General features: G+C 42.1%; 9 protein-coding genes. 2 read left to right on the plus strand and 7 right to left on the minus strand.

The features are described from left to right. Nucleotides 1-32: 32 nt before the first annotated feature. The gene (locus B4G94_RS12610; RefSeq protein ID WP_286859244.1) at nt 33-1,157 is read left to right on the plus strand and encodes an MBL fold metallo-hydrolase; all 1,125 of its coding nucleotides are present in this window, start codon (nt 33-35) and stop codon (nt 1,155-1,157) included. On the opposite strand, the gene B4G94_RS12615 is transcribed toward B4G94_RS12610, so the two are convergent. From B4G94_RS12615 to B4G94_RS12630, 4 genes are all read right to left on the minus strand, one after another. Continuing rightward, nucleotides 1,158-1,967 (minus strand): helix-turn-helix domain-containing protein, encoded by an 810-nt coding sequence (locus B4G94_RS12615; RefSeq protein WP_108635824.1) that lies wholly within the window; start codon nt 1,965-1,967, stop codon nt 1,158-1,160. Between the two features lie 304 nt (nt 1,968-2,271). Next, a complete protein-coding gene (locus B4G94_RS12620) occupies nt 2,272-2,886 on the minus strand; it encodes a Crp/Fnr family transcriptional regulator (protein WP_286859246.1) in 615 nt (204 codons plus the stop codon). After that, nucleotides 2,873-3,589, minus strand: coding sequence for a response regulator transcription factor (locus B4G94_RS12625; RefSeq protein ID WP_108635652.1), 717 nt, complete (start codon nt 3,587-3,589; stop codon nt 2,873-2,875). The genes B4G94_RS12620 and B4G94_RS12625 overlap by 14 nt, the downstream gene beginning before the upstream one ends. Next, complete coding sequence (locus B4G94_RS12630) at nt 3,558-4,976, minus strand: sensor histidine kinase (RefSeq protein ID WP_286859248.1); 1,419 nt, start codon at nt 4,974-4,976, stop codon at nt 3,558-3,560. The genes B4G94_RS12625 and B4G94_RS12630 overlap by 32 nt, the downstream gene beginning before the upstream one ends. Before the next feature lie 130 nt (nt 4,977-5,106). Here B4G94_RS12630 and B4G94_RS12635 point away from each other — a divergent pair, with 130 nt between their 5' ends. After that, the gene (locus tag B4G94_RS12635) at nt 5,107-6,516 is read left to right on the plus strand and encodes an alpha-L-fucosidase (protein WP_286859250.1); all 1,410 of its coding nucleotides are present in this window, start codon (nt 5,107-5,109) and stop codon (nt 6,514-6,516) included. 90 nt (nt 6,517-6,606) lie between these two features. Here B4G94_RS12635 and B4G94_RS12640 read toward each other — a convergent pair whose 3' ends face one another. From B4G94_RS12640 to B4G94_RS12650, 3 genes are all read right to left on the minus strand, one after another. Further along, the gene (locus B4G94_RS12640) at nt 6,607-8,217 is read right to left on the minus strand and encodes a RagB/SusD family nutrient uptake outer membrane protein (RefSeq protein ID WP_286859252.1); all 1,611 of its coding nucleotides are present in this window, start codon (nt 8,215-8,217) and stop codon (nt 6,607-6,609) included. Between the two features lie 47 nt (nt 8,218-8,264). Further along, nucleotides 8,265-11,255: a SusC/RagA family TonB-linked outer membrane protein gene (locus tag B4G94_RS12645; RefSeq protein ID WP_286859255.1), complete on the minus strand. Its 2,991-nt coding sequence runs from the start codon at nt 11,253-11,255 to the stop codon at nt 8,265-8,267. Between the two features lie 419 nt (nt 11,256-11,674). Then, a complete protein-coding gene (locus tag B4G94_RS12650) occupies nt 11,675-13,438 on the minus strand; it encodes a RagB/SusD family nutrient uptake outer membrane protein (protein WP_286859257.1) in 1,764 nt (587 codons plus the stop codon). Between the last annotated feature and the right edge of the window lie 10 nt (nt 13,439-13,448).

Below are 13,448 nucleotides of genomic sequence, written 5' to 3' on the forward strand. Positions count from 1 at the left end.
ACTTATTTTTGTATTGTTAAAAACAAGTAAAGATGAAAACAAAGCACAAAGCCGCAGGCTTCTTCCGATTTTTGAAATGGTCAGCCCTAACGCTTGTTGTTCTCATCGGATTAATCACCGGCTATATGATGCATCCCCAATTTGGTAAAAGACCCTCAGGCGAAAGACTTAAACGTATCGAACAATCGAAGCAATTCAAGGATGGAAAATTTCGCAACAGCAGCCCAACACCACAGCTGACACAAAGCTGGACGGTAGCCCTTTCCGATTATTTCTTCAAAAAATCAGGTGAGACTAGCCCCAAACATAAGATACCTTCGGTTCCAGTCAATTGGGACAGTCTTTTTACCAGATCCCATGGTTTGGTTTGGCTGGGGCACTCCTCCTATCTTTTGCGTGCAGACGGAAAAACTATCCTTGTCGATCCGGTACTAAGCGGCAGCATCTCGCCTATACCGGGCAGTGGCAAAGCCTTTGCGGGCGCTGATGTAACCACAGCGGATGCGCTTCCGGCCATCGATTATCTATTTATTTCCCATGATCATTACGATCATATGGATTACAAAACGCTCAAAGCACTGCAACCCCGAGTCGGCAAAATAATCGTGGGACTTGGCGTAGGTGAACATCTGGAATATTGGGGCTACAGCAAGGGTCAGATTATCGAAAAAGATTGGTGGGATCATGTGGATCTAGGGAATGGATTTCATGTAACGGTCACCCCTGCAAGACACTTTTCAGGTCGTAGCATTTGGTCGGCCAATACACTTTGGGCCTCCTATGCCTTGGAGACGCCGAGCCTGAAACTGTATCTGGGCGGAGACAGTGGCTATGATACCCATTTTAAAGAAATCGGTGATAAACTTGGCCCATTTGATTTGGCCATCCTCGAAAATGGACAATATGACATGAGTTGGAAATACATCCACATGATGCCCGAAGAAGTGGTGCAGGCGGCAAAAGATCTACAGGCAGCCAAGTTATTACCCGTGCACTCCTCCAAATTTGTCCTAGCCAATCATGCCTGGTACGAACCCTTAGAGCGTATTTCCAAAGAAGCATCAATACAGCAACAAACCCTGCTTACCCCACGCATCGGTGAAGTAGTTGATCTGGATGATACCGACAGTGGCCACAGCTACTGGTGGAAAAACTGATTAAGCGATTGAATTAATTGTTGCTGGTGTTATTCCAAATTTCTCTTTAAAGGAAGCGTAAAAATGGGAGAGGTTTTCAAAACCAAGATCGAGGTAAATGTCCACAGGTCTTTTCCGCTTATTCTCAATCAGATAGTATGCCTCCGAAAGACGTTTTTCCTGTAGCCATTTGCGGGGCGAGGTGCGGAATATCTTTTCAAAATCGCGTTTAAAGCTTGCTAGGCTACGACCGGATAATTTAGCAAAATTCTCCAAAGGAACATTATACTTATAATTTTTCAACATAAATTCCTCCAGGTCAATCTTAAACGGTTCGGAAAAATCAAACAACAGGTCTTTTAGGAATGGATATCTTTCCAGTAACAAGGTGATCAGTTCGTAGATCTTGATGGTTTCCATCTGAGGGCTGACACGGTCCGAAGCCTCCGCATAAGGCGCCAATGATTCAAAATAACTTTTGATAAAGACATCACCCTCCAGAAGAATATTCGTATCCGACTGCTGTTTCTTATCTGAAGAGAGCTGATGGTCCAGGGCATATTTCTTGAGCCGGTCTGCATGGAGCATGATGGAGATAGACTGATAAGCGGAATTTTTCGAAGGGTGTTTGAACGCCTTTGCCAGTTGATTTCTCCGGGCGACCAATATCTGCCCTTCCTTTGTCACCAGCTTTCCCTTTTCATGGTCAAAATGTGTCTCACCGGATAGCTGGAACAGCACCGCATGTTCAGGGATAAACTGTTCATGACCAAAAGCCTTATCCACATAACAGGAATATAAAAAAGCCTTTCCAAAATCTTTTTCCTCCATATTGATCATATTCAATTTTATCAATTCATATAGCAATAAGCCGTCCTCGTACTAAAAGCGGAACCTATTCCCAAGATAACAAATATTGTTTGCTTTTTTGAATTTTCATTTTCCATACGGCTCAGATGATATGTTCCCAAAAGCTCATTTAAAAAATATTGTGCTCTCGACCTTGCGCCAAGCTGCCGACAAAGATTTTCAGCCCACCATTATTTCGGATTGTTGTATGGACCTCCTCTTTCCAATACAGGCCGAAGTGGTGCTTCCCATACTTTTAATCATCAAAAAAGACACCATGCACATCTTACTTACCTGTGGCAAGTCTTTTCCTTATGATACTGACAAACTCGGGTGAAACACCGAGATAAGATGCGATATAATATTGTGGCACCCGTTGTGATATCGTCGGATATAAGTCGATAAATTCAAGATAGCGTTCAGTGGCCGGTTTGGCCATGGTGTGGATCAGCCTATTTTGTAGCACAGCAAGCCTACGCTGTACCAGCATACGAAAGACGCGTTCAAACTTTGGAATAGTATCTAGCAGTTTTTCTTTAGTCTCCGGAGTCAACATAAGGAGTTCACATTCTTCCAATGTTTCCATATACAAACTCGACGGTATTTGGTAATGAAAGGAGGCGATATCACTGATCCACCAATCTTCGACTGCAAAGGCCAAGGTTACCTCAAAACCGTTTTCATCAAGATAATAGATCCGAACGCAGCCTTTCTGGAGATATCCTTCAAACTGGCAGATCTCCCCCTCCTGCAGCAGCATGGTTTTCTTGGGGACTTTGCGTGTAGTCAACAAATCAGTAAATTGTGTTATCTCTTCTTCTGTAAGTATTATACACTTGGAAACATTGTTGAGGATATTTGCGTACATCATATCATTATTGTCAAACCTACTTATTTTCATGTAAAATATAACCGGCACCATAGATACTCTCGATATGTAGCATCTTATCGACCTGCAGCAATTTACGAATACGCGAAATAAAAACCTCCAGGCTTTTGCCATTAAAAAAATCTGTATTCCCCCAGAATAACAAAAGAAGATCCTTTTTGTTGACCAACAGATTTTTATGTAAGATCAGATGGCGAAGCAGTTCAGCTTCGCGGATGGTCAGCTTTTGTGCTTTTCCTTCGCTATCCGACAAGCTATAACGCTCCATATCGAGCCACAGCTGACCTATCCGCAGTCCGGTCTCAGAAACATCATCCGGTACAGGAGCCGCAGCTACGGCCAATAAATTGCGAATTTTAAGCAATATTTCATCCATATCAAAGGGTTTAGCGATGTAATCCACCGCCCCCAGGGACAGTCCTTGGAGGCGTGAAGTTCGTTCGTGCAAGGCTGTCAAAAAGAAAATCGGCTGTCCCTTCTTCAGTTGCACAATATCCTGAGCGAGATCAAAACCATTTCCGTCCGGTAGCTGCACATCTATAATCAGCAATTTAGCCACGTGCTCCTCAAAGGCTTCCAGTCCGGTTTTCATTGTGCAAGCCCACACCACACTAAATCCCTTGTAGCGGAGATAGCGTGAGAAAACCTCGCCCAGATCAGGTTCGTCCTCGATTAGCAGGATATCAATCCTTTTTTTTGCTATTGAAATCCCCATTGTCAATGTAAATATAAAAAATAGTACCGCCCCCGGGCCTGTTTTCCAAACAGATTTTCCAACCTAGGCGATCCAAACAAGATTTTACATAGTATAATCCTAATCCAAGTCCGGGTTTACCCCCCGAAGACTGTCCGCGATAGAAGGCCGTAAATAGCGCATTCCTATCCGATGGAGCAATTCCCCGCCCATTGTCTTCAATCTTCAGGCAATATTGTTCAACTTTCCTCTCCCAGCTCAATCGAATGGTCTTGGTGGAATGGTCATTAAATTTGATGGCGTTTGAGATCAGATTGTCAAGTATTGAAAAATAATACCCTTCATCCAGTTGCAATAACAGCTCCTCCCCTAGTGGCGTATAGTCAATTTCAATCTCTCCTTGGTAACGCAGTCGTAGTTCGTGTAAGATCTCCATCGTAAATAAGTCAAGGGGAACCTGTACAATTTTGGCCTGCTGCTCCTGCAAAGCAACAGATCCCATCACTTGTTCAAAATAGTCTTTAAGCCGCTTTGCCTGCCTTTCGACCACACGCCCCAACTGAGCTACCTCTTTATTGTCCGGATCAGTCTCCCGATCGATCAGGCTATGCGCGCTGACCAAGATTGTTGTCAATGGTGTATTGAATTCATGCCGCATATGATTCAGGAAACTTGTTTTCAGATCGACAAGTTTACGTTGATTGACCCAATTTCTGTAGGTTCTGTAGCTCAGCAGCACAATAAGAGCTATACAAGCCAAGGAAAGTAAAAATACGGGCGCCATTTGTTGTATGATCCGCCAGTTCCGGTTTTCATAATCCACATAGAGACTATAAGTAAAACGGTAAGGAATCGGAGCTCTGTCGCTGACGGCCAACTGGAATACTCGATTGTTGAGCGATCCCTGTTTGAGTGAGCCACTGATGGCCGACATATAATTAGCATTCTTACTTTTATAAAACACCTTCCAGGTACTGTCTATTGGATTGTAGAGTTCTAGCTCATCAAAATGAAACAAATAAACCAGTGCTGTATCGAGCTGCTGCTGCTGAACGATCCGATAAAAGAGGCTGTCCAGCGACTGTTTTTTACGCATGCTAGCGAGAAATTGTTCCATCCGTTGCTTGCCGTACTGTTGTGCATCTGGCGAATGGGCCATGACTTTCCTAAACCAGGTCTGCAGATACGGAACCAGTTCCGCCTGAAATACAGCATCCCCCCCGGGAAAGATCTTATCATCCATAATGGCTGTACCATATTCATTTTGGATCAGATTGAGCTGTCCAATCTGATAGTTTTTATCTTCAAGTTGATAGGTATTGAAAATCAAAAAGCCGATTAGGGCCGTTAAGATCAAGAAACTTGTCCCAAATGCCCAAGGATATATATTTCTATTGAGGCTATTCATAGTTTAAAAATAGCATCTATTTACCGATTCAAGATACCTATTAGGTTTTTATTAGGCTTTCATTAAGCTTTCGTTAGGCCGATGATACCCCGATTAACTGTACTTTTATAGTATAACAAATTAGCAAATTATGTCCAAAACTTCACAAACACTACTTTACAGCCTATTTTACCTTTTGTTGGGTAATACACTATTCGCACAGTCCAGTTTTTCGAAAAAAGTTCTTGAGCAGAGCCAGCTCGATTTTGTTAACTTAGGATTTGGAATGTTTATTCACTATGGCATGCCTACCTTTATGGAACAGGACTGGTCTGATCCCAATGCTCCTTTGGAACTGTTCAAATCACCGAAACTCAATGCAGATCAATGGGCCAAGGCAGCTAAATCGGCCAATATGACCTATGGCTGTCTCACCACCAAACATCATAGCGGTTTCCCGATCTGGGCCACCAAAACCACGGATTATAACGTTATGAACACCCCTTTACACCGCGATGTGGTGAAGGAGTTTACCGATGCCTTCCGTAAAAATGGCCTGCGCGTGATGCTTTATTATTCCATTCTGGACATGCATCAGGGAATACGCCCAAAGACGATCACCAAAGCCCATATCCAGTTGATTAAGGATCAGCTCACAGAATTATTGACACAATATGGCGAGATCGATGCTTTGGTTATCGATGGTTGGGATGCACCTTGGTCGCGCATTTCGTACGATGATGTTCCTTTCGATGATATTTATTATTTAGTCAAATCATTACAGCCCAAATGCCTATTGATGGATCTCAATTCGGCTAAATATCCGGGGGATGCATTATTTTATACCGACATCAAATCCTATGAGCAGGGTGCGGGACAATTTATCTCCAAAGAACATAATAAGCTGCCCGCCATGGCCTGTTTGCCCCTACAGCAAAATTGGTTCTGGAAAACATCATTTCCAACCGCTCCAGTAAAGGATGTGAAAGAACTTGTGGAAAAATTCGTTATCCCCTACAACAATGCCTATTGCAACTTTATGCTCAATGTAGCTCCCAATAGTGATGGTTTAATGGATCAAAACGCACTTGAAGCCTTAAAAACCATCGGTACATTGTACAAAAACAAACCTAATTACAGCACCTTACCAAGCTATCAGGCTCCAATTGTCGATCACAATATTGCCAAACAAGTCGCTTCTTACAGCAGCTGGGGTGAGGATATGAATATTATGGATTTTGCCAATGATGATAATTTTGGTAGCGCCTGGGTATCCAATCCACAGGCTAAAAAAGAAGTATGGTATGAATTGGATTTTGAGCGTAGCAAAGCTTTCAATAGCGTGGTTATCACGGAAGGTAAAGACAACCCATCGCACTATAGTTTATCTTACCTCAAAGGTGGCAAATGGCATTCCATTTCAGCCACACCGGTGCAACAAGGCCGAATTAAGATCTTTCGTTTTGACGAAGTCCTTGGAGAAAAATTACGCTTCAATATCCATCCCGAGAAGGATAATGCGGTGGTAAATGAGATCGGTGTTTACCAAGAAAGAAGGTAGAAATAGACGATTCCCCGCTATATAAAACAGCAAAAATTCCCGATCGCAAAGCGTCTCGGGAATTTTCGTTTTCACCTTTTACCATTACCTTTATTTCCATAGCGGGTTCTGAACCAATACCCCTTTAGAAGCATCAATTGCAGATTGAGGTATCGGCCAGACGTAAAATTTTGGATTATTAAAATACCGTGTGTCAACTACAGTTTTCAAATATTTATTTTTATGGCCATTTTCTGTACTTATAGAGGCAATGCCATCCGGAGCATGAACTGTATATATAGGCCCTTGCAGAACCTGTTCTCCGATTTTCCAGCGCAGTATATCAAAATACCGAAGTCCCTCCCCTGCTAATTCTATCCTTCGTTCATGTCTGATAAAAGTACGTAAACCAGATTGATTCATTGCCCAGCCATTCAATGCAAAAGTCTGCTCGACAGATGGCATATTTGCTCTCGTCCGAATTTGGTTTAAGGAAGCGAGAACCTCATTTGAAGGTCCTGATAACTCATTTTGTGCTTCAGCATAATTCAATAAAACCTCAGCATAACGAAAAGCTTTCCAATTGTTTGTTCCGGATCTTACATAATCATATCTGTCTACATTTTTGGCCCATGAAAAACCTGTCCGTGAGCCAAGGTCACCACCGATTCTGTCACCAGCATTATTAAATGGGTCATACTGATTTATATTGGAAAAAAAAGGATAAGGGAAAATGTCCCCTGGACACAATATCGTCCCCCTTAGCCTGGGATCCCTATTGCCAAAGGGATCTGTTGACTTATAACCAGGATCCTTCGTGAAAGGATAATATCCATTTTTACTTTCGTAATCGTCTACCAATTCGGCCGTAGGCCCAAGAATATTACGACCGTTCATCAAAGCCTGAGATCCCAGAATATCTCTCAGGCTGTTCTGCTTAACGGACAAAGTATACCCAAAGGACCAAATATCCTCTGCCGAATAATCACCGTCCTTTTGAAAAAAATTATAATAATTCGGATAAAGACTATAAGTCTTCATCGCCATTAGTTCTCTGGCAGTAGCTGCCGCTTGACTAAACTGTTCATTATAAAGACATACCCTAACTTTAAGGGCCATTGCCGCACCTTTGGTCGCCCTCCCCAAGTCTGCACCTGTATAAGACTGAGGTAAATCTGCCGTGGCTTCGTCCAGCCATTGAATAACATTTTTTATAATCTCCGATTTAGCAGTTTTGGGTAGATCTGCTTCATTTGGATCTTTAATCAGACTATTAACAAAAGGAATATCCCCATAGAGCGTAGTCATCATAAAATAGCGGTATGCTAAGACAAATTTGACTTCTGCAATCAATCTTTTTTTCAGATTGACCTCCATGCCCGGAACCTGGTCTACGTGCTCAAAAAAACTGAATGCTTGTCGCATGGGAGAATAATTCCATTCTTTTCCACTGATGGTCGGATCTTGGGTGCTATTGCCAAAGCGTTTTGTTGTCGGATCATTGCTAATACCGTTATCGCTCATTCCCTCATAATATACAAAATTATCCTGGGGCATAAAGGTATACATTCGAGTTGCAAACATCACTGCATCCTCCGAAGACTGCCAGTACGTTTCATCTGTGATCTGATTCAGCGGAACATGATCCAACATATTTTTGTGACAAGCTCCTGTCATGATACAGAGCGCCATGGCACCTAATAATTGTGTTAACTTTATCATTTGATTGCTCATTATTTTATATTTCTAAAAATCAACTTTCCCTTCTTTTAAAACGATAGATTTAGACCCAGACTCAGATTTCTAACCTGTGGATAATTGGATCCATCACCATAATTCGAGATCTCAGGATCCAAACTTTTTGGAAAATCTTTGTTTGTAAAAACGAATAGATTGTCCGCCGATGCAAAAAATCGCAAAGAGGAAAGACCGAGCTTGTTTACAATTTTGCTATTCATCGTATAGCCCAATTGAATATTTTTAACACGCAGATAAGAAGCATTAAACAACCACCAACTCGAAAACTGACTGTTATTAATGGACTGATCTGTACGCAATATGGGATAACGTGCATCCGGATTAGTCGGTGACCAATAATCTAACTGCGATTCCAGCATATTTCCATCACCATTATAAAAAAAGGGCACTTGAGCTCCACCGCTGACACGGGCAAGGTTGCTCATAACCCCCTGCAATAAAATTCCGATATCAAATCCACGGTAGGATCCACCCAAATTAATTCCATAACGATACCGAGGAGTTGCCTGTCCCAAAATCACGCGATCATCAGGCGTAATCTTGCCATCCCCATTGACATCCCTGAATTTGATATCCCCGGGGATATTTCTTGGGGTCTGGGTTGCATGATTCGCTATCTCGTCTACTGATTGAAAAAGCCCCTCTGCTTTCAGGCCATACCAGATCCATCTCGATTGTCCCACGATAAGCGGGTTATCGCCGTAACTGGGGCCGGTTCCCCCTAAATCAAGGATTTTGTTACGATTATCAGAGAAATTAACGGAAGCATGATAATGAAAATCATTGACATGGTTCTTGTAGGCGATATTTACCTCAAAACCCTGATTCTGTAACTTTCCGACATTTTGCTGAGGTGCTCCAATCCCATAAGTACTTGGCACAACGGGCGATCGTAGAATTCCTGATGTTCGTTCTCTGAATAAGTCCACGTTCACATCAATATGATTTAGAAATGTGAAATCCAACCCAACATTTGCAGTAGTTTTGACCTCCCAGGTCAAATCTGGATTCGGCGAATTATTATAATAGGTGGTCGTGGTGCTATTTTTATTCAGAATATATCGATCCTGTCCAATGGTATTCGCCCAAGGGTATAATCCGCTTGCATTTTGATTGCCGACCTGGCCATAAGATGCCCTGAGTTTAACGAAATTTAAAACATTCGTGATAGGTTTTAAAAAGTTCTCCTCTGAAATAATCCAGCCAGCAGAAACCGATGGGAAAAAGCCATATTTTTTATTCTGAAAAACCGAGGTACCGTCATATCTGGCATTTGCCTCCAATAAGTAACGCCCTCTATAATCATAATTTACCCGGCCAAACCAAGATCTAACAGCGTAAGATGTTGCATTTCCGGACACATTGGTCAAGGTTGGATCCGATGATCCTGCATCAATCTGATCCAAGGAATTGTTTAAGAAATCATAACGTGTAATAGCGTTGTAATCATAGCGATCGGATTCCTGAGAATATCCCAGTAAAACTTTTAACGCGTGGTCACCCAAGGTCTTATTATAGTTTAATGTAATTATTCCAGTGGGATGGCTTTGCGCATAATTTACTTTACTCGCACTATTGGGATCATTCACATACACTACGATCTGTTCATTATCATTATAAAGCGGATATCTGCTAAAAAATGCCGAAGTAAAACTATTGGTATAGTTATAACTATATGTCCCGTTCAGTACCAAATTATCCAGAATTTTAAATTCAGCAAGAAAATTCGTATTTATGGTGTTAAGATTTTCATTACTGACCCCGCCCTTTGTCATGATATCATTCGGCTGAGCACCCCCACGGTAACTTCTGTCATTTCCTCCTTTTGTATACGGATATTCGGTTACAGGAACAATATAGGACCATTGTAGTGCATTGCTTATGCCATAAGCAGGCTGTTGCTTATCTTCCTTGGTCAGCACTGTATTAACACCAAGTTTCAACCTTTTCGATACCTGAACATTTACATTACCCCGCGTATTATATCTTTTGTACTCCACATTTTTAATTAATCCGCCCTGGTTTAGGTAGCCTCCCGAAACGAAATAATCTACATTTTCGCTTCCACCGGACACGCTTAAATTATGCTGGTTTTGCATTGCCCGATTGTCAAGTATATAAGGGATCCAGTTTGTACTCGGCAAGGCTCCAGATTTGTACTTTTCAGCTAATTCGGGATCGAATTTAACCTGAGCATTTGGATTATCGTTCAACTGGGCCTGATTGTACAGATCTACAAATTGCGGCGCATCTACAAATTTAGGAAGTCTCACCGGACGTTGTGCCCCCAACATCGCGCTATATTGTACATTTGGTTTACTATTTTTTTTGCCCTTCTTAGTTGTTACCAAAAGTACCCCGCCCGAAGCCCGGGCCCCATAAATAGCCGTCGCCGAAGCATCTTTCAAAATACTGACAGACGCGATATCATTTGGATTGAGGTAATTAATATTGTTCACAGCAATACCATCAACAATATAAAGAACCGGATTATTCGACAAAGTGCTATTGCCACGAATATCCACTGAAGTTGAACCATAGCCGGGATTGCCATCGGTCTGCTGGATATTTAAACCACCAGCTTGGCCTTGAAGAATATTGATCACTGAAGGAACAGCACGATTTTCAAGGTCCTCACTCGAAACCGTACTAACAGAACTCGTCAAACTCGCTTTCTTCTGTGTGCCGTAGCCAACCACGACCACCTCATTTAGACTGGTTTGCGAAGGCTGCAAAGTTACATTTAACATTTTTCGACCGTGTACCGGAACAACCTGTGTTTGATGACCCACATAGGAAAATACAAGTGAGCCATTTTTCGGCACACGAATACTGAACATCCCTTTGCTATCCGTTTGGCTTTGTTCTTTACTTTCTTTCACAGCTACTGTAGCTCCGGAAATACCCTTTAATCCTTGTTGTACTCCTGTTACTTGCCCAGTCACTAAAATCAACGAATCCTGTAGATTGAGGTGATTTAATATTGGTTTGGTAATTTTCATTTCAGCCGATCTGGCTGGCGAATAACATGCTACCGAAGTCAATAGCAAAATTGACCAATGACAATTTGCTTTCCAACGAAGCATATATTGAGTCTTTGGTTGAGTAAAAAAATGATTCATAACATAAAAAGTTTATTAGTTACTTGAATAGGTATAAGGTTTTTAGTATTCGTAAAGATACTATACACAGCTGGGCACTATGCTTAACGGAAACCTAATGAAAGCCTAATAAAAACTTAATGGTTAATTCAATTTTTATCCACTAAAATATTTAAGGTGAAAGAAGATAATGGATCCAATATATACAAAAAGGGCAGTTGGTAACCATAAGGGCACTGAAAAAATTCCTTTAAGAAGCTTTTTCAGTGCCCTTTCAAATGTAGAGATGGTGCTTTTTGTATACTGTGGGAACTAAGCCGTTATTTTTCCCAGCCTTGATTTTGTCCCAATTGATTATTCAGCACAAGCGCCGAAGAAGGGATCGGGTACAGATACTGTTTACCATCATCGTACCACATTCTATTCATTGTTATACCCCATTGCAAATGATTGTCTGCAGTCATTGTCTGGGAGTTTTTAGCACCACCCAGTTTCACCTTGGTCACCCCTTCCACGGTGGGCTCCGGTCTGCTTGCATCATAAAACAGTACATCAGGAGTACCGTCGCGATCAAGGTCCATCGGTTTTTCCAAAGCAGGAATATAGATACCTGTCCACTGTAATTTAGCCATCAGTTCACCAGTTTTCCATCGTTTCAGATCATTAAAACGGAATCCTTCCAATGCTAACTCCACCTGTCTTTCGCGGCGGATTTCCAGCATAACAGGATTAGAGATACCCGGAAAGAATGTATTTTTCAAATAGGTATCCACTTTGGTCGGCAGCACATTGGTTCCGTCGAAAATTCCGGCACGAGCACGTAGTGCACCAACGGTCTTTGACCAATCCACATCGTTGAATGTTCCGAGTTCCTGCTTCGCTTCCGCATAATTCAGCAACACCTCTGCATACCGCATCAAGGGCAGTGCATTTGTATTGAATCCACCATTGTCATAGTAGGGATCATCCAGTGCATATTTGATGGGTTGATAGCCAGTATAGGTATAACTTGCGAAATTGGGCGGAGCAGCCTTACCGGCGCGCTTATAGCCCGGGGTGCGGATCAGCTGCGCTAAACGGAGGTCCCGATTTTGACATTCCTCATAAAACTCTTCTTTTTCGTAGTTTGGACGATCAGTATAAGGCGATCCGTCTGCATTCAAAATCGTATTGATAAATGGGCGTACCAGGCTCAGCCGCGGACCATAAGTGGCCGAAGTCCACCACCAGTTTGCATCATTCATCAAAGCCTGATTTTTACTAAATGCAACAGCCAGCATCACCTCGTCTTTCATCGGCTGTTCGCTAATGAAAAGCTCACGCTGTGAAATTTTAGGATCAGCGGCAATATGAAGGCGATAAGGCCCAGTTTCCATCAGGATCTTACCAGCGTCCACAGCGTATTGAAAAAAAGCTTCGGGCTTAGTTGGCAGATTCAGTTGATGGTATTTACGAAAAGTACCTTCAAATAATGCGATCCGTGTTTTCAGTCCCAGTGCAGTCCATTTATTTACTGTAGTTCCATCTCCCGGCGCATCCGTTATATGCTCATATGCAAAATCAAGATCTTCCATGATATGTTTCATGACCACTTCTCTCGAATCGCGGGGTGCTTTTAAAATATCCGTTTCATCAACTGTTAAAGGGTGGTCCACCCAAGGCACATCACCAAAACGAACCACTTTCTCGTAATAAAACCAGGCCCTGAAAAAACGAGCTAAACCAATGTAATTATTCTTAACCTTATCGCTTAAATTGGGGCTTGTACATTTGGCGATCATCTGATTGATATTACGCAGTGTTGTCCAGGTCCAGAGTCCCTTTAATTCCTCCACTTCTTTGCTATATGCACCTTCGATTATAAAGTCATTCACCCGATTCACAGCCGCATAATCGGCCATAGCATCCCCTTTGTAGGCATCGCTACCTGACGTAATATTCCGATAAAATGAATTGCTATAGTTTTTCAGTCCCTTTTCGCTTCCGAAAATATCCTCTTCAGTTGCCTCCGATTTTGGCAATTCCTTCAATTCGCAGGAAGCGAACAACAAGGCTAAAACCGGTAAATAAAATATCTTTCTCATTATACTAAAT

Origin of the sequence: Sphingobacterium sp. UBA7625, assembly GCF_002484085.1 — a bacterium.
Taxonomy (GTDB): Bacteria; Bacteroidota; Bacteroidia; order Sphingobacteriales; family Sphingobacteriaceae; genus Sphingobacterium; species Sphingobacterium athyrii.